Source organism: Pseudomonas sp. S2_A05 (assembly GCF_054668485.1).
On record NZ_CP162775.1, the window covers coordinates 53583 to 73150 of the forward strand.

Annotated in this window: 24 protein-coding genes and 1 pseudogene; 23 read left to right on the top strand and 2 right to left on the bottom strand. The window is 60.2% G+C overall.

Annotated elements, in window-relative coordinates; all coding sequences use genetic code 11:
- Positions 1-38: 38 nt before the first annotated feature.
- The 20 genes and pseudogenes from AB4O12_RS00245 to recX form a co-directional block, all read left to right on the top strand.
- Positions 39-377, top strand: a pseudogene (locus tag AB4O12_RS00245) (phage tail tube protein); the annotation flags it as partial.
- Positions 378-381: 4 nt separating this feature from the next.
- Positions 382-678 carry a phage tail assembly protein gene (locus AB4O12_RS00250; protein ID WP_007908778.1) on the top strand — a complete coding sequence of 99 codons (297 nt, stop codon included), beginning with the start codon at positions 382-384 and terminating at the stop codon, positions 676-678.
- A 130-nt stretch (positions 679-808) separates the two neighbouring features.
- Entirely contained in the window at positions 809-2698 is a 1890-nt protein-coding gene (locus tag AB4O12_RS00255) for a phage tail protein (RefSeq protein WP_460060059.1), read from the top strand.
- Entirely contained in the window at positions 2695-3930 is a 1236-nt protein-coding gene (locus tag AB4O12_RS00260) for a DNA circularization protein (protein WP_136492063.1), read from the top strand. Before AB4O12_RS00255 ends, AB4O12_RS00260 begins: the two co-directional genes overlap by 4 nt.
- Before the next feature lie 4 nt (positions 3931-3934).
- Positions 3935-4984, top strand: a complete 1050-nt coding sequence (locus tag AB4O12_RS00265; RefSeq protein ID WP_375123197.1) for a phage baseplate assembly protein — start codon at positions 3935-3937, stop codon at positions 4982-4984.
- A gap of 151 nt (positions 4985-5135) precedes the next feature.
- Positions 5136-5645, top strand: a complete 510-nt coding sequence (locus tag AB4O12_RS00270; RefSeq protein ID WP_460060061.1) for a phage baseplate assembly protein V — start codon at positions 5136-5138, stop codon at positions 5643-5645.
- Positions 5645-6043, top strand: coding sequence for a phage GP46 family protein (locus AB4O12_RS00275; RefSeq protein ID WP_041478092.1), 399 nt, complete (start codon positions 5645-5647; stop codon positions 6041-6043). Before AB4O12_RS00270 ends, AB4O12_RS00275 begins: the two co-directional genes overlap by 1 nt.
- Entirely contained in the window at positions 6033-7079 is a 1047-nt protein-coding gene (locus AB4O12_RS00280) for a baseplate J/gp47 family protein (protein ID WP_056783281.1), read from the top strand. Before AB4O12_RS00275 ends, AB4O12_RS00280 begins: the two co-directional genes overlap by 11 nt.
- Positions 7067-7666, top strand: coding sequence for a YmfQ family protein (locus tag AB4O12_RS00285; protein ID WP_041478090.1), 600 nt, complete (start codon positions 7067-7069; stop codon positions 7664-7666). The genes AB4O12_RS00280 and AB4O12_RS00285 overlap by 13 nt, the downstream gene beginning before the upstream one ends.
- Before the next feature lie 14 nt (positions 7667-7680).
- Complete coding sequence (locus AB4O12_RS00290) at positions 7681-8832, top strand: phage tail protein (RefSeq protein ID WP_460060064.1); 1152 nt, start codon at positions 7681-7683, stop codon at positions 8830-8832.
- The gene (locus AB4O12_RS00295) at positions 8829-9344 is read left to right on the top strand and encodes a phage tail protein (RefSeq protein ID WP_236168045.1); all 516 of its coding nucleotides are present in this window, start codon (positions 8829-8831) and stop codon (positions 9342-9344) included. Before AB4O12_RS00290 ends, AB4O12_RS00295 begins: the two co-directional genes overlap by 4 nt.
- A gap of 144 nt (positions 9345-9488) precedes the next feature.
- A complete protein-coding gene (locus tag AB4O12_RS00300) occupies positions 9489-10415 on the top strand; it encodes a glycine-rich domain-containing protein (protein WP_056783289.1) in 927 nt (308 codons plus the stop codon).
- Complete coding sequence (locus tag AB4O12_RS00305) at positions 10415-10885, top strand: phage tail assembly chaperone (RefSeq protein WP_236168044.1); 471 nt, start codon at positions 10415-10417, stop codon at positions 10883-10885. The genes AB4O12_RS00300 and AB4O12_RS00305 overlap by 1 nt, the downstream gene beginning before the upstream one ends.
- Positions 10885-11772: a gp53-like domain-containing protein gene (locus AB4O12_RS00310; protein ID WP_056783294.1), complete on the top strand. Its 888-nt coding sequence runs from the start codon at positions 10885-10887 to the stop codon at positions 11770-11772. The genes AB4O12_RS00305 and AB4O12_RS00310 overlap by 1 nt, the downstream gene beginning before the upstream one ends.
- The gene (locus AB4O12_RS00315) at positions 11773-12219 is read left to right on the top strand and encodes a phage tail assembly chaperone (RefSeq protein ID WP_236168043.1); all 447 of its coding nucleotides are present in this window, start codon (positions 11773-11775) and stop codon (positions 12217-12219) included.
- Between the two features lie 113 nt (positions 12220-12332).
- Positions 12333-12899, top strand: coding sequence for a glycoside hydrolase family 19 protein (locus tag AB4O12_RS00320; RefSeq protein WP_236168042.1), 567 nt, complete (start codon positions 12333-12335; stop codon positions 12897-12899).
- Positions 12878-13396 (top strand): lysis system i-spanin subunit Rz, encoded by a 519-nt coding sequence (locus AB4O12_RS00325; RefSeq protein WP_460060065.1) that lies wholly within the window; start codon positions 12878-12880, stop codon positions 13394-13396. Before AB4O12_RS00320 ends, AB4O12_RS00325 begins: the two co-directional genes overlap by 22 nt.
- Before the next feature lie 67 nt (positions 13397-13463).
- Entirely contained in the window at positions 13464-13964 is a 501-nt protein-coding gene (locus tag AB4O12_RS00330; RefSeq protein ID WP_150743337.1) for a CinA family protein, read from the top strand.
- Positions 13965-14047: 83 nt separating this feature from the next.
- Positions 14048-15106, top strand: coding sequence for a recombinase RecA (gene recA, locus AB4O12_RS00335; RefSeq protein ID WP_024011876.1), 1059 nt, complete (start codon positions 14048-14050; stop codon positions 15104-15106).
- An 8-nt stretch (positions 15107-15114) separates the two neighbouring features.
- Positions 15115-15585: a recombination regulator RecX gene (gene recX / locus AB4O12_RS00340; protein WP_041478085.1), complete on the top strand. Its 471-nt coding sequence runs from the start codon at positions 15115-15117 to the stop codon at positions 15583-15585.
- A 59-nt stretch (positions 15586-15644) separates the two neighbouring features.
- On the opposite strand, the gene AB4O12_RS00345 is transcribed toward recX, so the two are convergent.
- Positions 15645-16760 (bottom strand): LOG family protein, encoded by a 1116-nt coding sequence (locus AB4O12_RS00345; protein WP_460060067.1) that lies wholly within the window; start codon positions 16758-16760, stop codon positions 15645-15647.
- 341 nt (positions 16761-17101) lie between these two features.
- Here AB4O12_RS00345 and AB4O12_RS00350 point away from each other — a divergent pair, with 341 nt between their 5' ends.
- Positions 17102-17299, top strand: coding sequence for a hypothetical protein (locus tag AB4O12_RS00350; protein ID WP_016770569.1), 198 nt, complete (start codon positions 17102-17104; stop codon positions 17297-17299).
- Here AB4O12_RS00350 and AB4O12_RS00355 read toward each other — a convergent pair whose 3' ends face one another.
- Entirely contained in the window at positions 17300-17725 is a 426-nt protein-coding gene (locus AB4O12_RS00355) for a PA3611 family quorum-sensing-regulated virulence factor (protein WP_007908738.1), read from the bottom strand.
- 189 nt (positions 17726-17914) lie between these two features.
- On the opposite strand from AB4O12_RS00355, the gene AB4O12_RS00360 reads away from it, so the two are divergent.
- Both AB4O12_RS00360 and erdR read left to right on the top strand, forming a co-directional pair.
- A complete protein-coding gene (locus AB4O12_RS00360) occupies positions 17915-18661 on the top strand; it encodes a tRNA-uridine aminocarboxypropyltransferase (protein WP_460060068.1) in 747 nt (248 codons plus the stop codon).
- A gap of 223 nt (positions 18662-18884) precedes the next feature.
- On the top strand, positions 18885-19535 hold the full coding sequence (gene erdR / locus AB4O12_RS00365) for a response regulator transcription factor ErdR (protein WP_460060070.1): 651 nt from the start codon (positions 18885-18887) through the stop codon (positions 19533-19535).
- Positions 19536-19568 lie beyond the last annotated feature (33 nt).

Below are 19568 nucleotides of genomic sequence, written 5' to 3' on the forward strand. Positions count from 1 at the left end.
CACCTCGCGTGGGCTTTTTATTTGAAGGGAGAAACACCATGGGTCAACTGATTGCAGGCACCTGCTACGTCAAGGTCGACGGCGCACAACTGACCATCAATGGCGGCTGCGAAGCCCCGCTGATGGCCGTCAAACGTGAAACCGTCGTGCCCGGTTTCTACAAGGAAACCGACATCGCACCGTCGTTCAAAGTGACCGCGCTGCACACCGCCGACTTCCCGCTGAAGAAGCTGATCGAAGGCACTGATATCACCGTCACCTGCGAATTCAGCAACGGCAAAGTCTACGTGCTGGCCGGCGCCTATCTGGTCGAGGAGCCAGTTTCCAAGGGCGACGACGCCACCATCGAACTGAAGTTCGAAGGCATCAAGGGGACCGGCAATGAGCGGCGCCGTGAAGCTTCAGGTAGCGATCGAAGCCCACGGCGAGCCTCTGACCGAACTCGTTCTGCGCCGCCCGACGGTGCAGGAAGTGCGAGCGATCAAGGCGCTGCCGTACAAGATCGACAAGAGCGAAGAAGTCAGCCTCGACATGGACGTGGCGGCCAAATACATCGCTGTGTGCGCGGGCATCCCGCCGTCGTCGGTCAACCAGTTGGATCTGGCTGACCTCAATGCGCTGAGCTGGGCTGTTGCGAGTTTTTTCATGAGTGCGGCGTCGGCGCCATCACCGACCTGATCGCCGTCGCCTATGACCTGGCCTGGTTCTGGAAGGTTGACCCCGAACAGATGATGGCCAGGCCACTGGATGTGCTTCGCGAATCGCTGGAGCACGCGCAACGGATCAATGCGATGCAGCAGGTGCAGTGATGGCAGACGAAGAGAAGAAAACCCCGAAACCGGTGCTGATCACCGGCATCGATGAACTCTCGCCCAAACTGGGCGCCCTGCGCATGAAGGTTGAGAGTTTTAAAAATAATCTCGAGCAGACCGGCCTCGGCAAACTGGACATCAGTGGTCTGTTCAACGGCGGCAGCGTGATCACGCCGTTTGTAGACGGCATCAAATCGGCCGCAGCGTTCCAGGGCAAATTGAGCGAAGTCAGCGACACGGCGAAAACCGTCGATCTGCCCGCCGCGCCGACAGCAGCGACGCAGAACATGAACGTGTTCAGTGCGTCGATGCAGAAGGTTTCGGCGGCGGTGGACGCCGCGCTGGTGCCGGCGGTGGGGGCCTTGGTGGTCGGGCTGGAACCGATGCTGACGCAGGTCGGCAGTCTGCTCGCCGACAATCCGAAACTGGTTGAAGGCCTGGCGGCGGGGGCAATTGCCTTCTCCGCTATGCAAACCGCGGTCACCGGTATGACGCAGGTGATGGACGTCATGAGCATGGTGCTCAAGACCAACCCGATCATGCTGATCGCCATGGGCATTGCCGTGGCGGCCGGTTTGATCGTGGCCAACTGGACGCCGATCAGCGCGTTCTTCACAGGGATGTGGGAGGGCGTGAAAAACATCGGGGCGAGTGCGATGGCGACGTTGCGCTCGGTACTCGACTGGCGACCTTTGGCGGCACTGGCGGCGTTGTGGGAACCGGTCACGGGATATTTCTCGGCTATCTGGGACAAGGTCACGGTCGTGACGGCGCCAGTGATCGACTTCTTCAAGTCGGTTTTCTCGTGGTCGCCTGCGGGGATGATCATTGAAAACTGGGGGCCGCTGACCGGCCTGTTCTCGGCGATCTGGGAATTGCTCAAGGCCTTGAGTGTGCCGGTGATGGCATTTCTTAGAAACCTGTTCGATTTCTCGCCGATGCAGATGCTTACCGATGCGTGGGGTGGTGTTGTCGCGTTCTTCGAACCGATGTTCAGCGGCCTGCGAGAAGTCGCGCTACCGGCTAAAGAACTCCTCGTGTCGCTGTTCGACTTCTCGCCAATGCAGATGATCACCAGCGCCTGGGGAGGCATTGTTGCGTATTTCCAGCCGATATTGACGACGCTGCAATCGGCTGTGCAAAGCACCCGGGATACTTTGCGGGCACTGTTCGATTTTTTCCCGATGCAAATGCTCACCAGCGCCTGGGGTGGGGTTGTCGGGTTTTTCGAACCGATCTGGATGGCGCTGCAAACTTCTGTGCAGCGGGTCAGAGGCTTTTTCACCAGCCTGTTCGAGTGGTCGCCGCTGGAGCAGATTGCTCAGTATTGGCAGCCGATCGGTGAGGTCTTTTCGGCGATCTGGGGCGTCGTGTTGGCGCTTTCCGCGCCGGTCGTGGATTTTCTGCACAGTCTGTTCGAATGGAAACCTCTGGATCAGATCATCGAGAGTTGGGGGCCGATCACTGAGTGGTTCGGCGAGTTGTGGCAAAAGCTGCAAACCGTCATTGCGCCGATCAAGGAGTTGTTCGAGGGTGGCTTCGCCGGACTGATCGCCAAGGTCACCGGCAAGGTCGAAACGCTGACCCAAGCGCAACGCGAGACCAATGCCGAAGGCAAAGGCGAACTGGCACCGGCGTTCTTCGCTGCCAGTCCGGCGCCTGCTGGCAACGGCGCACTGCAAAGCGGTTCGTTGCCACAAACCTCCAGCGCGCTGATCCAGCAAAGTGCCGCCAACAACCGTACGCAACTCGAAGGCGGTCTGACCGTGCGCTTCGAAAATGCGCCGGCGGGCCTGCGCACCGAACAACCGCAAACCAATCAACCGGGCCTGGCCGTGTCTTCACGTATCGGCTATCGCTCACTGTCGATGGGAGGTTCCCAATGAACTGGCGTGACCGTTTATTGCCGGCATCCTTTCGCGGTGTCGGTTTCTGGATCGACCAGGCGAAAACCCCGGTCGGTCGCAAAGGGCAGTTGCATGAATACCCGCAACGCGACCTGCCGTTTTTCGAGGACCTCGGCCAGCAGGCCAAGACTCACGATCTGACCGCGTTCATCATCGGCCCCGATTGCCTTGAGCAGCGCGACAAGCTGCTCAAGGCGCTGGAGCAGGGCCGTGGCGAACTGGTGCATCCGTGGCTTGGACGCCTGCAGGTCAAGGTCGGCGAATGCGACATGACTCACACCCGCCAGGACGGTGGGCTGGTGACGTTCGCCTTGAAGTTCTATCCCGACCAACCCCTGCCGTTTCCGACCGCCACGGTCAGCACGCAGAAAGTGCTGCTGGCCAAGGCCGACGGGCTGCTGGGTTCGGCGGTGGCGCGTTTCGAACAGGCGATGACGCTGATCAAGGCCGCGCGGATCGGCATCACCAACCTGCGCAACAGCCTTACCGGCGTATATGAAGTGATCAAGGAGCAACTGAAACCTTTGATCGAGCAGTACCGGCAGATCACTGAACTGGTCAAGGCCGTGAAGGAGTTGCCCAAGGAAGTGGCGGCGGAATTCAAGGGTTTGCTCGGCGATATCAAGGAGCTGAAGGCGTTCGCCAAGGAAGGCTACCGGGGCGTGATCGCCGACGTGTCGCAGCAACTCGAAGCGATTCGCAAGGCCGATGCGCCGAAGATCACTACCGGCAAGGACACCAATGCCGCAGCGCAGGCGATGGCCGATCTGGTGCAAGACACGATGCTGGTCAAAGTCGCGCAGTGGGTCGCGTCGATGCCAGTGGCGACCACGCCGGTGAAACTGGCGTCGACACCGTCGCTGGCTCAACAGTCGACGTCGCCGGTGAGTCGTCAGGAAGTCCCCGTCAGCGATGACATGCAAGCGCTGCGCACGGCGGTGACTGCAGCCATCGACCCGATGCTGGCGAAAGCCGGACCTGCGCACTTCCAGGCCATCAACGATGTAAAGGAAGCGCTGGTGGCTCATCTCAAAGCGGTGGCGTCTTCTGGCGTGCGGCAAGTCAGCAAATCGTTTCAGGAAAGCTTTCCGGCAGTGGTCGTGGCCTACAAGCAGTTCGGCGACGCCACGCGAGTCGAAGAAGTGACTCAGCGCAACGCGATTACCCATCCCGGTTTCTCGCCCAACGATGTGAAAGTCTCGCGGGAGTGACGCCATGAACGAGATGGACAATCACGTCACGCTGACGGTCAACAACATGGAATACGGCGGCTGGAAAAGCGTCGAAATCACCGCCGATCTCGAGCGTCAGTTCCGCACCTTCAAGCTCGACATTACCTGGCAATGGCCGGGGCAGGCGGTGAGCAAACCGATTAAACCCGGTGACCCCTGTGAAGTGAAAATCGGCAAGGATCTGGTGCTTACCGGCTACGTGTTCAAGGCGCCGATCCGCTATGACGGGCGGCAGGTCAGCCTGACCATCGAAGGCAGTTCGAAAACCCAGGATCTGGTCGATTGCGCCGCCCGTAATCTGCCCAGCCAATGGCAGCAACAACCCTTGCTGACTATCGTCCGCGATCTGGCGAGCGAATATGGACTGTGGGTCGTCAATGAAATCAGCGACACCACACGCCTGACCAAACACACCATCGTGCCGGGTGAAACGGCATTCCAGTCGATCGACCGATTGCTGTCGCTGCTGCGGGTGTTTTCCACCGACAACGAGCTGGGCCAGTTGGTGTTGGCCAAACCCGGCAGCGGTGGCCGCGCCAGCGATGCGCTGGAGTTGGGCAAGAACATCCTGTCGGCCAATGCGCCAATGGATTTCAGCCAGGTGTTCTCCGAGTATCGGGTGATCGGCCAGCAGAAAGGCTCGGATGCGAAAAGCGGCGCGGCGGTCAGCGAAGTCGAGTCGACGGCGGCCGACCTGAGTTTCAAACGGCGGCGCACCACGGTGATCAACGAAGGCACGCAACTGACCTTTGAGTTGGCGCAGCAGCGTGCCCAATGGGAAAGCGCGACTCGCATGGGCCGTGCGCAGACCACCACCTATCAGGTGCAGGGCTGGCGGCAGAGCAATGGCGATTTGTGGCGCCATAACACGCTAGTGAAGGTCAAGGATCCGGTGCTCGATTTCGATGGTGACATGCTGATTTCCAAGGTCACTTATTCGTTGTCGGCGCAAGGTTCGGTGACCACGCTGCAAGTTGCCCCGCCGCATACCTTTGATCCTGATCCGACGCCCCCGAAGCAATCCCAGGCCTGACGCAGGATCCTGCTGGCGACAATGGCCCCTGTGGGAGCGGGCTTGCCCGCGATAGCGGTCGTGACAACAAATACATTTTTTCCCTGACACACCGCCATCGCGGGCAAGCCCGCTCCCACAGGGTTTGTGTCGAAAAAGTCTAAGGAAACCCATGAGCCTACTGACACGCCTGCTGGCGCGCGGCACTGTCGTGCTCGCCAATTCGGCAACCAAGCTGCAATCGCTGCAAATGCGCCTCACCGCCGGTGAAGTCAACGACGACCTCGAACACTTCGAACCCTACGGTTTCACCAGCCATCCGCTGGCTGGCGCTGAAGGGGTCGTCACCTTCATCGGCGGCGACCGTTCCCACGCCATCGCCCTGGTCATCGCCGACCGTCGCTATCGCCTGCAAGCGCTCGCTGCCGGTGAAGTGGCGATCTACACCGACGAGGGCGACAAAATTCATTTCAAGCGCGGGCGGATCATCGACATCGAAACCGCCACGCTGAACATCCGCGCCAGCAGCGCGGTGAACTTCGAAACGCCGGTGATAAACCAGACCGGCAAGATCGTTTCCACCGGTGATCAACTGGCTGGCGGCATCAGCCAGATCAAACACGTGCATGTTGGCGTGCAGGCCGGCAACGGTCAGACCGGCGCGCCGGCAGGAGGCCAGTGATGTTCATCAGCCAGAACCTCCACGCCGCGCTGACCCGCGCCGTGCTCATCAGTCTGTTCACCTGGCGTCGCGCCGCTGATGACGACGCCCTCGATGACGAAGAACGCTTCGGCTGGTGGGGCGACAGTTTTCCCACGGTTGCCGACGATCGCATCGGCTCGCGGCTGTGGCTGCTGCGCCGGGTCAAGCTGACCCGGCAGACGCAAATGGACGCCGAATTTTATGCCCGCGAAGCCCTGCAATGGCTGCTCGACGACGGCCACTGCAGCGCCATCGACATCATCAGCGAACGCCTCGACGCCCAGCGCCTCAACCTGCGCACGATCCTCACGCTGGCCGACGGCGAACGTCTGGACATCAACCCCGATAACAGTTGGCAGGTGATCTATGCCGTTTGAAACCCCTTCGCTGCCGGTGCTGATCAAGCGCACCCAAAGCGACCTGGCCGGCGATTCGCTGCGCCAGTCCGATGCGCAAGTGCTCGCCCGCACCCTCGGCGGCGCCGCTTATGGCTTGTACGGTTATCTCGACTGGATTGCCGAGCAGATCCTGCCCGACAAAGCCGATGAGTCAACCCTGGAACGCATCGCCGCGCTGCGCCTGAATCAGCCGCGCAAAGCCGCGCAGGTGGCTACCGGCAGCGTCAGTTTTACCGCCACTCCCGGCGCCGTGCTCGACGTCGACACTCTGCTGCAAGCGAACGATGGCCGCACCTACAAAGTCACCACGGCGCGCACCACGGTCAATGGCAGCAACAGCACCACGATTGCGGCGCTGGAGGCCGGCAGTCTGGGCAACGCTGATGCGGGTTTGACGCTGACCCAGGTGCAGCCGATTGCCGGGATTGTCGGCAACAGCTTCGTGGTGCTGGCGCCGGGCCTCAGCGGCGGTGTGGCGCGGGAAAGCCTCGAATCGCTGCGCTCGCGGGTCATCCGTTCCTACCGCGTGATTCCCCACGGTGGCGCGGCCAGCGACTACGAAACCTGGGCGCTGGAAGTGCCGGGTGTGACGCGGGCGTGGTGCCGGGGCGGCCTGCTCGGGCCGGGCACGGTGACGGTGTTCATCATGCGTGATGAAGACCCGCAACCGGTGCCGAACGATGAGCAGTTGGCGGAGGTTCAGGAGTACATCGAACCGCTGCGTCCGGTGACCGCGGAAGTGCACGTGCAGCGACCGGTTCAGGTGCCGGTGGTGTATCGCTTCAAGAGCGTCAATCCGGACACTACCGCCGTGCGCGCCGCCGTTGAAGCGCAGTTGCGCGATCTGCACAACCGCGAGGCTGACCTCGGCGTGCCGTTGCTGATCAGCCATATCCGCGAAGCCATCAGCAGCGCCGGCGGCGAATACGATCACACGCTCACTGCTCCGGCCGCTGACGTGCCGGCCGGGCAGAGCGAACTGCTCACCTTCGGAGGCTGCGTATGGGGGGCATAAGAACCGCCGCGCAATACCAGGCGCAGTTGCGCGCCTTGCTGCCCAGTGGCCCGGCATGGGATCCGGAGCGGGTGCCCGAGCTTGAGGAAGTGTTGCAAGGCGTCGCCGTCGAACTGGCCCGCCTCGACGCCCGCGCCGCCGACCTGCTCAACGAGATGGACCCGGCCGGCGTCAGCGAACTGGTGCCGGACTGGGAGCGGGTGATGAACCTGCCCGACCCGTGCCTGGGCGCCACGCCACTGTTCGACGACCGCCGCCTCGCCGTACGCCGCCGCTTGCTCGCGGTCGGCAGCCAGGCTGTCGGCTACTACCTCGACATCGCCAAAAGCCAGGGTTACCCCAACGCCAGCATCACCGAACACGAAGCCCCACGCATGGGCCGCGCCCGCTTCGGCTCGGCGCATTGGGGCACTTGGGAAGCGCAGTTCATGTGGACGCTCAACACCGGCGGCCGCCTGCTGCTCGGCCGCCGTTACGGCGCGAGCTACTGGGGCGAGCGCTTCGGCGTCAACCCGGGCTCGGCGCTGGAATGCCTGATCCACCGCAGCGCGCCGGCGCATACCAAGGTGCACATCAATTATGACTAGGGAGGGATGAGCAGATGGACTATCCGAATAGCGTGCCCAGCGCCGGGCTGGTGAATGGCAAATTTGTGGATGAGAACCCCATGACGGGGACGCCGGGATCGTTGATCCCGGCGGACTGGGGTAACGGAGTTACGCAGGAAATTCTCAACGTGATCAAGGCGGCGGACCTGACGCCTGACGAGAAGAAATACGATCAGTTGTTGCAGGCGATTCAGAGCGTTTCGGCCAAGGGCTGGAATTTGGATTCGGCGTTGCCGATTGGCGCCTTGCCAACCGCCACCGTCGCTACGGCGGACGGGCGATTGCCAATCACACCGACCGCGTTTGCTACCAGTGGCGGTCGGTTATCTATTCTGCCCGGCGTACTGATCAGCCTGGGCCAAGAAGTGCTGGCAGGTCAGTTGGGTCGTCCGCGCACATTTACGACACAAGCGTGGAGCAGTGCCGATCTTTTGCCCAACTCTGGTTACTTTCTGCGTGCGCAAGTGGTTGCGGGCCTGCTGACCTTCTACATGCAGCGCGGCACGATTTATGACGCTACACCGGAGGGTTTGAAGGGCACGAACAATGGAGCGGCGGGAGGCGGTTTCCAATCGACGACGCTGGATCTTTGTCTGGCATGGGTGGTGACGGCTGGTCCCGGCTCGGTACCAATTGTCCGGCCGATTTATAACCGCAGTCGCTTGTCGTGGACGCAAACAATCAGCGGTAATGGTGTGGTGTACCTGCCACTTGACCCGCATGCTCGTGCCGCTCGTCTGGTGGTGGGCAACGCGACGCCGCATCCGACGCAAGTCACAGCTGTGAATTTTGCTACACCCGGATGGCTGGGCGCCAACTACTGTTTTCTCAACCCGAAGGTTGCCACGTCGAGCAACTGGGACGGCTGGGCCAATGCGGGTGAGACGGTGCGGGTTATTACCAACAACGAGGTGAATGACACAACCGTTTCGACATTGACCGCCAGCTTCGACCACAGCATGTTGCGTTCCCTGTGGCAGACCTATCAAGCCGAACACGCCTTCGGTGCTGATAGCGGAACAAGTGACGAATTGCTGTTGAGCATGGGTATTAAAAATATCCTTCCAAGCGACTACTCCAACGGTATTGCGATCAATTTTACAGCAGCGGTGAATATCAATCTTTCCTGGGAGTTGATCCGATGATCATCATTCAAGAAATGCATCAGTTCGAGGACGGTTTGCGTGCTGCACAGCCTTCTCCTGCCCATGAGTGGGTCGGTGAAGCATGGCAGCTCAATGCGGGCAGGGTCGCCGAACTGGAACTGCTGGAAGCCGAACGCCTCTGCGGCATGATCGACGCCGCTGCTGATAACGTCCGCTCGGTGCTGGCCGGCGACCCGCTCAAAGCCATGGAATACGCCCAGGCCGCCGCCGACGCGCATGCTTATCAGGACGCCGGTTACCCAAAAAAAGAAGTGCCGCTGTCGGTCGCCGCGTGGGTTGTCAAAGGCCGCAGCGCCAAACAGGCCACCGAGCAGATTCTGAGCATGGCCGATCAACTGACCGACCATCTGTTGGCGCTGCGTACCCTGCGCCTGAAGGCCAAAGCGCAGATTCGCGCCCAAGCTGCCAAGGGCAACATGGATCTGGCGCGCAGCTCTGCTGACGAAGCATTTGTCGCCATTCGCGAACTGGTCAACGGTCCATCCAGCTAAATCAAAAACCTCAGTTCTGCGTCACCCAAGCCCACTTCGATGTGGGCTTTTTTATTTCTGAAAACAGACCGTGAACAGGTAGGCGAAGAACGTTTTGCCGATGCCGATGCCGGTCATTTGTCATTTCAAAGGAGCGAACATCTTATGGATTATCCAAAAAGCGTACCCAGCGTCGGACTGGTCGATGGCCGCTTCGTCGATGAAAACCCGGTGGCGGGGACACCGGGTTCGTTGATTCCGGCGGTGTGGGGCAACAGCGTTACACAAGAGATTCTCAACGTGATCAAGGCGGCCGGGTTGACACCCGATGAGGCCAAAACGGATCAACTCGCCAGTGCGATCGGTGCACTGGTCGATTTCACCAAACTGAAAAATACCCCGACCACATTGGCCGGTTACGGCATCACCGATGCGGTGGGGCGGCTGTTGGCGGTCAGGCAGTTCGAGAAGGTCGGGATTACGCTTTACAAGCCAAACCCCAAAGCCAAGAGGATCCATGTGCGGCTGGTCGGCGCGGGGGGGAGCGGTGGTGGGTGTTCGCCCGTTGCCGCCGGTTATCAGGGTATTGGTGGTGGCGGAGGCTCTGGGGCCTTTGCTCAAAGCCTGTACGACGTGACCCCGGAAATACTTGCAGGCGTGCCCGTTACGCTGGGTGGCGGTGGCGCTGCGAGTAATGTGATGGGGCTGGCCGGCGGAGGTGCTTCGTTCGGCACCTACATGAGCGCTGCGGGCGGTGGAGGCGGGCAGGTCCTTACCGTCGCCGTAACAGCCACAACAGTTGGTTTCGTTCAGGGCGGTGCAGGAGGGCAAGCAGTCACAGGCGGCAATCTTGCGAATGCTCGGGGCGCACCCGGCGAATACGCAATGTACAACGCCAATTGGGGCGTCCTCTCGGGTGCGGGCGGTGCCAGCCCGTATGACGGCGGTGGTACCCGAGTGGGGGTCAACGGGATTGGCATCACCGGCGGACGCGGTTCCGGCGGCAGCGGCTCCTGTTCGACCAACGCTTCGGCTGCCGTACTCAGTGGCGCCGGCGGCAACGCATTCTGTGAAATCTGGGAGTATGAATAATGGCCATTTATGCACGGGTCGAGAACGGCGTGGTCGTCGAACGGATCGACGCCGGTGAGTACGCCATCTGCGAGCTGTTTGCTCCATCCTTCGTCGAGACGATGGTTCGCGTGCCGGAGGGTCAAGAGGTCGAGATCGGTGCGCCGATCACCGGGCTTCCGACAGGCGCCGAAGAACTGCCTGCACAGCAGAGCCGTGTGGTAGCTCAGGCTCCCATTGTTGCGGAAGAGGAACCTGCGGCCGCACTTGTCTGGCGCCAAGCCTCTCTGGCCACGACCGAATGGTTAGTCACGCGGCATCGCGATGAACAGGATATGGGACGCGGCACATCGCTCAAGCCCACGCAGTATCTGGAACTGCTTGAGTACCGACAGGCATTGCGCGACTGGCCTGACTCAGCGCTTTTCCCGGCGTTGGATGCCCGCCCTCTGGCACCCGCATGGCTCGCTATCAAAACAGGAGAACAGTAATGGATTACCCAAAAAGCGTCCCCAGCGCAGGGTTGGTGGACGGTAGCTTTGTTGATGAAGACCCGCTGAACGGCAGACCGGGATCGCTGATTCCGGCAAGTTGGGGCAATGGTGTTACCCAGGAAATCCTGAGCGTCGTTCAAGCCGGCGGGTTGACGCCGAGTGAGGCGTCCAACGCGCAATTGCTAGGCGCACTGCGCGGCGCTCAGTTGTTCAAGACCGCAGCACCTTTTGATGTCAGCCGTTCGGCGGCGACTTGCGAGTTTGTTCAGCGAGCTCTTGGCAGCTACGCGGGGGCGCGTGACATCCTTGCTACTACGCAACTGACGCTCGCTGACTTGGGCTGGTCGTTAGGTCTGGGTGGTAACTCGCCTTACACCGTGACCCTGCCGGAAATTGACAAGGTTCCTATGGGCGCCGCCATCGTCTTTCACTGCCGCAGCAATGCTCCTGTCACGATTGCTCACCCGGGTGCCGCAAAAATAAGCCCGCAAGGCGTCTTGTTGAGCTCGATCGTGATCAACAGTGGCGAGAGCGCCACCATCGTGAGGGAAAGTGGAGCCTGGGCGGTACACGGGACGGCGAGTCTGAAATATGCCTCGCTTTTTTCCGGATTGACGAGTGCCCAGGGATATCAAAAACATGCCAGCGGCAATATCGATCAATGGGGCTCAGGTCTGTCGAATGCTGCGGGACTGGTCTACGTGACATTCCCAATCTCGTTTCCGAGGGCCTATTTCTCGCTCGTGGCCACACATGCGGGAGGTGACACCGCAATGATCGTGCTGAATGCCGCCAATCAGCAGGGCTGCACCTTGAAAATTCGCGACGCGAATGCGCAGTTGGCTGCCAATTGCACCGTCAACTATTTTGTAAAGGGCTATTGAATGGACAACTTCAACGTTTTATTCAGCGCCACCACCCGGGGTGTTTACGTACCCGGCATCAACTCGACGGACATCCCCGACGACGTCATCGAAATTCCTCAGGGCTACTGGATCTCGCTGCTGCAGCAACTGGCGGTCAGCGCGAAAATGATCGGGGTGCGTGCGGACAACGGCTACCCGATTCTGGTTGATCCACCTCCACCCTCGGCAAAAGAAGTCGAGGACATGGAGCGTCTATGGCGTGATGCGCAATTGGCAGCCACCGATGGCATGGTTGCACGCGATCGCGATGAACTGGAGGATGGCGGTGGCACGACGCTGACTACTGAACAATATGCTGAACTGCAAGCCTATCGACGTGAATTACGCGATTGGCCGCAAGGGTCCTCTTTTCCCTTCAGCGAACATCGCCCGGTGGCGCCGCGCTGGTTGGTAGCGGCGCTCTGACCCAGCGTCACTTCACGAATACTTTCGCGGAAAACTCCGGAAAACAATGGCTGGCAAGCATCAACCGCCAGCCGTGATTCAATCGGGACAACATCCAGGGAGGATCAAGCATCATGCAATTAACTGAAAAACACCTTATCGACATCATGCCCAACGCCCGCTCCCAAGCGGGCGTTTTTGTTTCACCACTCAACGCCGCGATGGCCAGGCATCGCATCGATACGCCAAGACGTATCGCGGCTTTTCTGGCACAGGTCGGTCACGAGTCGGGCCAATTGCGTTACGTGCGCGAACTGGGCAACAACCAGTACCTGAGCAAATACGACACCGGCACGCTGGCGCTGCGTCTGGGCAATACTCCGGAAGCCGACGGCGACGGGCAAAAGTATCGCGGGCGTGGACTGATTCAGATCACCGGCCGGGCAAATTATCGTCAGTGCAGCCACGGCTTGTTTGGCGATGAGCGTCTTTTGTCGTTGCCCGAATTGCTCGAGCAACCGCAATGGGCGGCCGAATCGGCGGCGTGGTTCTGGGGGCAGAAGGGCTTGAATGAACTGGCCGACGCGGACCAGTTCAACACCATCACCCGGCGCATCAACGGCGGGTTGAACGGCTTGCAGGATCGCCTCGAGATTTGGGCGCGGGCGAGGGCGGTGCTATGTCCGGCTCCTGGCGCGTGATGGGTCTGTTGCTGCTGGTGGCCGGGGCGTTTGCAGCGGCATGGCAGTTTCAGGACTGGCGCTACGAGCGGCAATTGGCCGAGCAGGCGCGGTTAAACGCCGAAACCCTCAATCAACTGACGCAGACCGCCGCCGCCGCGCAACAGGCCGAGCAGGATAGACGCCTGGCACTGGAGCAGCGGCTCGCGGCCAGTGAGCAAACCCATTATCGAGCGCTGAGCGATGCCCAACGTGATCAGGATCGCTTGCGCGATCGCCTTGCTACTGCCGATGTGCGGCTGTCAGTCCTTCTCGATGCCGGCGACGTTGCCCACGGCTGTGCGGTGCCAGCCGCCGCCGGCACCGGCGGCGTGGATTCTGCAACCGTACGCGCCCGACTTGACCCGGCGCATGCTCAACGAATTATCGCCATCACCGACACCGGCGACCGTGGATTGATTGCGTTGCAGGCCTGTCAGGCCTATGTCAGAGCGCTGGCGCCCGAACATCTTGAATGATTCTGTGTATTGAAAGCGCGTCCGGCTCGTGTACGGTGGAGGCATTCCACACGATCCGGAGCTCGCCGTGAAAGAGACCACCCAACTGGCCGCAGAACTGGGCCGACGTCTGCAAGTGCTCAATGCTCATGTCACTACCGCCGAGTCCTGTACCGGTGGCGGTATCGCCGAAGCGATTACGCGGATTCCGGGCAGTTCGGCCTGGTTTGAAGCGGGTTACGTGACTTACTCCAATCGGCAGAAAACCCGGCAGCTGGATGTGCCAGGCGATTTGTTCGAGACGGTAGGGGCGGTCAGTCGTGAAGTGGTCGAGGCCATGGTGCGCGGGGCGCAGCGGCACAGCCTGGCGCATTTTGCCGTGGCGGTCAGCGGTGTAGCCGGTCCCGACGGCGGCACGCCGAACAAACCGGTGGGCACGGTGTGGCTGGCCTGGGGTGTGGGCGATGAGGTTTACACTGAAGTTCAGCACTTCCCCGGCGGCCGTGATGAAGTCCGCCGACAAACGGTGAAGGCCGCGCTAGAGGGGCTTGTGCGACTAGCGGCACGAGAAATCGAAAATCAGGGGTAGGCGATCTTCGAACGCTGTGGAATAATACTGGCTACTTATACAGGTGTTGGCCGTCAGGCCTTATTGATTACGTGAGGACTTTAATGGACGACAACAAGAAGAAAGCCTTGGCTGCGGCCCTGGGTCAGATCGAACGTCAATTCGGCAAGGGTGCCGTAATGCGTATGGGCGATCAGGACCGTCAGGCGATCCCGGCCATCTCTACTGGCTCTCTGGGTCTGGACATCGCACTCGGCATCGGCGGTCTGCCAAAAGGCCGTATTGTTGAAATCTACGGTCCTGAATCCTCCGGTAAAACCACACTGACCTTGTCCGTGATCGCCCAGGCGCAAAAAGCCGGCGCGACCTGCGCATTCGTCGACGCCGAGCACGCGCTCGATCCAGAGTACGCCGGCAAGCTGGGCGTCAACGTTGACGACCTGCTGGTTTCCCAGCCGGACACCGGCGAACAGGCCCTGGAAATCACCGACATGCTGGTGCGCTCCAACGCCGTTGACGTGATCATCGTCGACTCCGTGGCCGCACTGGTGCCGAAGGCTGAAATCGAAGGTGAAATGGGCGACATGCACGTCGGCCTGCAAGCACGTCTGATGTCTCAGGCGCTGCGTAAAATCACCGGTAACATCAAGAACGCCAACTGCCTGGTCATCTTCATCAACCAGATCCGTATGAAAATCGGCGTGATGTTCGGCAGCCCGGAAACCACCACCGGTGGTAACGCGTTGAAGTTCTACGCTTCGGTTCGTCTCGACATCCGCCGTACCGGCGCGGTGAAGGAAGGCGACGAAGTGGTCGGCAGCGAAACCCGCGTCAAGGTTGTGAAGAACAAGGTGGCTTCGCCGTTCCGTCAGGCCGAGTTCCAGATTCTTTACGGCAAAGGCATCTACCTCAACGGCGAGATGATCGACCTGGGTGTGCTGCACGGTTTCGTCGAGAAGTCCGGCGCCTGGTACGCCTACGAAGGCACCAAGATCGGTCAGGGCAAGGCCAACTCGGCCAAGTTCCTGGCGGACAACCCGGAAATCGCCGCGAAGCTCGAGAAGCAGCTGCGTGACAAGCTGCTGTCGCCAGCGGTGATCGCGGATTCCAAGGCCTCGGCGGTCAAAGAGACCGAAGACGACCTGGCCGATGCTGATCTCTGATACCAGCGATGACCACCGCCGTACTGGATACCCTCGTCGCGGTGCGGCGAACCGCCATGGACCTGCTCGCACGTCGCGAGCATGGTCGAGTCGAGTTGACGCGTAAACTGCGTCAGCGCGGCGCCGAGGCGGAGCTGATCGAAACAGCCCTCGACCGTTTGACGGAAGAGGGTCTGCTTTCCGAAGCCCGTTACCTTGAAAGTTTTGTCTCCTACCGTGCCCGTTCTGGCTATGGCCCCCTGCGAATTCGCGAGGAGCTCAGCCAGCGGGGTTTGCAACGTACCGATATCGAAATCGCCCTGCGCGAAAGTGGTATCAATTGGCAGGCGCAGCTTCAGGATACGTGGCAACGCAAGTTCTCCGGACATTTACCGATTGATGCGAAAGAACGGGCCAGGCAAGGCCGGTTTCTGGCGTATCGGGGGTTCTCGATGGAGATGATCAACCGCTTGTTCAGCGGTCGAGGGATGGACGATTAGACCGATTCAACAAAAAAGGCCCGCTATTTTTTAGAAAATAGCGGGCCTTTTTTTTGCCTTCAAATCACGTTGAAAGGCTCGCGTGAGCGTTGTGCAGTGGGCGGTTTTGAATCGGCCCAGTTTTCCGGCAGATTGATAAAGTCCACCAACTCCCTCAGACGACCATGGGTACGGCCATTGAAGGCAAAGGCCAGCCGTGCCAGATGGCTGAACTGCGCATCGTCGTGTTCTTCGCCGCTGTAGGCATGTTGGTGGAACTGGTCGCTCAGGCACAGATCAGCAAACTCCTCCTGCATCCGCGCCAGTGCGTGGTCGCTGAGCTTGTGGTTCATGCGAATCACAAATTGCCGCTTGAGCCAGCGGCTGGAGTGGAAGTTGCTGTAGAACTGATTGATCTCTTCCACCGCTTCTTCAACGCTGTAGACCAGTCGCATCAGCTTCATATCGGTCGGCAGGATGTAGCGGTTTTCTTCCAGCTGATTGCGGATGAAGTCCAGCGCGCCTTGCCAGAACGTCCCGCCCGGAACATCCAGCAACACCACCGGCACCAATGGGCTTTTGCCGGTCTGAATCAGCGTCAGCACTTCCAGCGCTTCATCAAGGGTGCCAAACCCGCCCGGGCACAGCACCAGCGCGTCAGCCTCTTTGACGAAGAACAGTTTTCGGGTGAAGAAAAAGTGGAAGGGCAACAGATTGTCGGTGCCGTCGACGGTGGGATTGGCATGTTGCTCGAAGGGCAGGGTGATATTGAAACCCAGGCTGTGGTCACGTCCGGCTCCTTCGTGGGCGGCGGCCATGATGCCGCCGCCGGCGCCGGTGATGACCATCATCTCTGCGCGTGTCAGTGCTGCGCCGAGTTCGCGGGCCATTGCATACAGCGGATGCTCCACTGGCGTACGTGCCGAGCCGAACACGGTAACTTTGCGCCGCCCCTTGAATTGCTCGAGTACACGAAATGCTTGCTCCAGTTCACGCAGGGCTTGCAGGGTGATCTTGGCGTTCCAGCGGTTGTGGTCTTCCTGAGCCATGCGCAGCACGGTCAGGATCATGTCACGGTAGATGGGGATGTTCGGGCTGTTGGTGGAAATATGACTGAGTTGGGCTTCGACCTGGCTGACAAGGTCGCCGCTTTCCTGAAAATGACGGCTCAAGAGGTCATTCGGTTGATAAGGCATTCAACGTCTCCTTCTGTACAGGGCGGGTAGCCCGGACAACCAGCGTCCGGGTCGCACTGCAAAAACACACAGGGCCGGCAGTTCCATTTCTGCCGTTAACAAATGATCGGGAATACTCTCAATCTAGACCCTCGCACGCATTCGCGCTGACTTGAACAGTGCGCTGTAACGTTTTGTCTGGCAACCGCTTACTGATTTGCGCCAAAGCCCCGCCGCTCGTCTGAACGTATCGCAAAGGGCCATCACTCTGATTTACTCAAATACAGACGTCGCAAGACAACCTTGCGCTTGCGCAAGGCAAAGCAATTCAAGGATTCGTGGGTGGCAAGGAGGCGGGATGCATGGTCAGAGTGGTTCTGGAGATCGATACGCAGCTGTATCGAATGTTGCAGGAGTCGGCCGAGACGCATCAATTGAGTCTCGAAGAAGAGTGCTGCCGACGATTGGCCGGCGGCGAGCGTCGCTCGCGCTATCTGCAGGCGCTAGTGGCGGAATTGCGCGCCGAGGATGAGCAGCGGCGCGCCAAGGCTTCGCGCTGATTACTTCTTCTTCGCTGGCGCGGCTTTCGGGCAATCGGATTCCTGGTAACTGGCCGAGCCGATCGCTTTGTTGGTTTTCACTTCGGTGAAGTCGTAACGCATGATCGCGCCCTTGGCCATCAGCTTGCGGTACGACGGGTTGTTGCACACCGACGCGCCCAACTGGAAATACACAGCCTTGGGATCGGCGCGCATCTTGTCGGCGTGGCTCTTTTGCACGCTCAGATGGTTGATCAGCTGCGTGCCTTCGACGGTGTAGCCTTGATCAAGAATGTCTTCATTGATCGCCCGTGGCGTGCCGACGCTGCTTTGGGCGGCGACGTTGCGCAGCTCTCGGTTCAGATTCTGCTCACTCAGGGACGCAGCCTGAGCGGTAAAGGACGACGCCAGCAGAATGGCAGCGGTGGGAACGATAAGGCGCAGCATGAAACTCTCCTGATTCGGTGACTGGTGGTTCGACCCGTCACGGGGCGGTGCGTTCAGTGGCGGCGAATTATAGGGGAGCCGGTCTGGACGGTACAGGCTTGTGGCCGTCGCTCTGGTAAACTGCCGGCCTTTATTGCCCTGCCGAGTGTCGTTCGTGTCGAGTTTCCCTGTCTGCCGGTGTTGCCTGCGATGAACCATGCCCCCAACGCCGTGGCCCGCCTGCGCGATCAGCGCGAGGACGAAGGCATCAAGCCGATTCAGGCGCGCGGCTTTCGCTCCGAGCGTTGCCGCGATTGCCGGGTCATCATCAGTCATTGCCTGTGCGCGTGGCGGCCAAGCGTCGACACCCGTTCCGGCGTGTGCCTGATCATGACCGGCAAGGAAGTGTTCAAGCCAAGCAACACCGGTTGGCTGATTGCCGATGTGGTGCGCGACAACCATGCGTTCATCTGGTCACGCACCGAGCCCGACCCGCAGATGCTTGCACTGCTCAACGATCCGCAATGGCAGCCGTACCTGGTGTTTCCGGGCGAGTATGTCGAACCGTCGCGGGTGACCAACACGGTGGCAGTCGATAGCAGCAAGCGCCCGCTGTTCATTCTGCTCGATGCGACCTGGACGGAGGCGCGCAAGATCTTTCGCAAGAGTCCGTATTTCGACCGCTTGCCAATCCTCAGCCTGCTGCCCGACAAACTCTCGCGCTATCGCTTGCGCCGTTCGACCCGCAGCGAGCACCTGTGCACCGCTGAAGTTGCGGCGTTGTGCCTGGAGCTGGCCGGTGACAGCGATGCCGCTTCGGCGCTGGACGCCTATTTCGATGTGTTCAGCCAGCATTACCTCGGTGCCAAGCAGCAACTGGACATGAATGAATCAACGCCCGCCCATGCCGAGCTGCTGCCCTATATACGAAAGCCGCAGCCGGAGTTGGCCCGATAGTGGCCCATACTGTCGACAGCGCTGGCCATCTTGCTTGACCACCCCGGCTGCGCTGGGCATGCTTGGCGCCGATTAGGGTGCGGCCAAGGTTTGAGACGCCGTGTTTGCTGTTGATTGGCGTCGAACGTGCCCCTGTGGATATCGCTTCCAAGCGTTGTCTCGAGTTGCTTTGGCCAGACCGGAATCTACCGCGTCTGCCATCAAAAACAGGATCATTTGAAAAATGGCCACATACGACATCCTGATTGCCGATGATCACCCCCTGTTTCGCAGCGCCCTGCACCAAGCGGTGACGCTGGGCCTTGGCCCGGACGTGCGACTGGTGGAGGTGGCGAGCATTGCCGAACTGGAAGCTCGCCTGACTGAAAAGGCTGACTGGGATCTGGTCCTGCTGGATCTGAATATGCCCGGCGCCTACGGTTTTTCCGGGCTGGTGCTGCTGCGCGGGCAGTATCCGCAGATTCCGGTGGTGATGGTCTCTGCCCAGGAAGAAGCCTCGGTGATGGTCAAATCCCGCGAGTTCGGCGCCAGTGGTTTCATTCCCAAGTCCAGCGATCTGAGCGTGATTCAGGTAGCGGTGCGCAAGGTGCTCGATGGCGACGTGTTCTGGCCGCCGCAAGCGTTCGAAGCAGTCAGCGTGTCGGATGAGGCCAAAGCTGCCAGTGATGGCCTCGCCAGCCTGACGCCGCAACAGTTCCGGGTGCTGACCATGGTCTGCGAAGGTCTGCTGAACAAGCAGATCGCTTATGAGCTGAGCGTGTCGGAAGCGACCATCAAGGCCCACGTCACGGCGATCTTTCGCAAATTGAACGTGCGCACTCGCACGCAAGCGGCTTTACTGCTGCAACAACTTGAGTCAATTCCGAGCCAGTGATGGCTGGCGGTTTCACGCTTTTTTGACTTTCGT

What these genes read in the sequence shown, in the direction of transcription:
- AB4O12_RS00350 (WP_016770569.1), top strand. Translation starts at nt 17,102, where the DNA reads ATGGTCAGAGTGGTTCTGGAGATCGATACGCAGCTGTATCGAATGTTG.
- AB4O12_RS00285 (WP_041478090.1), top strand. Translation starts at nt 7,067, where the DNA reads ATGGGGGGCATAAGAACCGCCGCGCAATACCAGGCGCAGTTGCGCGCC.
- AB4O12_RS00250 (WP_007908778.1), top strand. Translation starts at nt 382, where the DNA reads ATGAGCGGCGCCGTGAAGCTTCAGGTAGCGATCGAAGCCCACGGCGAG.
- recX (WP_041478085.1), top strand. Translation starts at nt 15,115, where the DNA reads ATGACCACCGCCGTACTGGATACCCTCGTCGCGGTGCGGCGAACCGCC.
- AB4O12_RS00290 (WP_460060064.1), top strand. Translation starts at nt 7,681, where the DNA reads ATGGACTATCCGAATAGCGTGCCCAGCGCCGGGCTGGTGAATGGCAAA.
- AB4O12_RS00255 (WP_460060059.1), top strand. Translation starts at nt 809, where the DNA reads ATGGCAGACGAAGAGAAGAAAACCCCGAAACCGGTGCTGATCACCGGC.
- AB4O12_RS00280 (WP_056783281.1), top strand. Translation starts at nt 6,033, where the DNA reads ATGCCGTTTGAAACCCCTTCGCTGCCGGTGCTGATCAAGCGCACCCAA.
- AB4O12_RS00260 (WP_136492063.1), top strand. Translation starts at nt 2,695, where the DNA reads ATGAACTGGCGTGACCGTTTATTGCCGGCATCCTTTCGCGGTGTCGGT.
- AB4O12_RS00360 (WP_460060068.1), top strand. Translation starts at nt 17,915, where the DNA reads ATGAACCATGCCCCCAACGCCGTGGCCCGCCTGCGCGATCAGCGCGAG.
- AB4O12_RS00305 (WP_236168044.1), top strand. Translation starts at nt 10,415, where the DNA reads ATGGCCATTTATGCACGGGTCGAGAACGGCGTGGTCGTCGAACGGATC.
- AB4O12_RS00355 (WP_007908738.1), bottom strand. Translation starts at nt 17,725, where the DNA reads ATGCTGCGCCTTATCGTTCCCACCGCTGCCATTCTGCTGGCGTCGTCC.
- AB4O12_RS00345 (WP_460060067.1), bottom strand. Translation starts at nt 16,760, where the DNA reads ATGCCTTATCAACCGAATGACCTCTTGAGCCGTCATTTTCAGGAAAGC.
- AB4O12_RS00265 (WP_375123197.1), top strand. Translation starts at nt 3,935, where the DNA reads ATGAACGAGATGGACAATCACGTCACGCTGACGGTCAACAACATGGAA.
- AB4O12_RS00315 (WP_236168043.1), top strand. Translation starts at nt 11,773, where the DNA reads ATGGACAACTTCAACGTTTTATTCAGCGCCACCACCCGGGGTGTTTAC.
- AB4O12_RS00325 (WP_460060065.1), top strand. Translation starts at nt 12,878, where the DNA reads ATGTCCGGCTCCTGGCGCGTGATGGGTCTGTTGCTGCTGGTGGCCGGG.
- AB4O12_RS00295 (WP_236168045.1), top strand. Translation starts at nt 8,829, where the DNA reads ATGATCATCATTCAAGAAATGCATCAGTTCGAGGACGGTTTGCGTGCT.
- AB4O12_RS00320 (WP_236168042.1), top strand. Translation starts at nt 12,333, where the DNA reads ATGCAATTAACTGAAAAACACCTTATCGACATCATGCCCAACGCCCGC.
- AB4O12_RS00275 (WP_041478092.1), top strand. Translation starts at nt 5,645, where the DNA reads ATGTTCATCAGCCAGAACCTCCACGCCGCGCTGACCCGCGCCGTGCTC.
- AB4O12_RS00270 (WP_460060061.1), top strand. Translation starts at nt 5,136, where the DNA reads ATGAGCCTACTGACACGCCTGCTGGCGCGCGGCACTGTCGTGCTCGCC.
- AB4O12_RS00300 (WP_056783289.1), top strand. Translation starts at nt 9,489, where the DNA reads ATGGATTATCCAAAAAGCGTACCCAGCGTCGGACTGGTCGATGGCCGC.
- recA (WP_024011876.1), top strand. Translation starts at nt 14,048, where the DNA reads ATGGACGACAACAAGAAGAAAGCCTTGGCTGCGGCCCTGGGTCAGATC.
- AB4O12_RS00310 (WP_056783294.1), top strand. Translation starts at nt 10,885, where the DNA reads ATGGATTACCCAAAAAGCGTCCCCAGCGCAGGGTTGGTGGACGGTAGC.
- erdR (WP_460060070.1), top strand. Translation starts at nt 18,885, where the DNA reads ATGGCCACATACGACATCCTGATTGCCGATGATCACCCCCTGTTTCGC.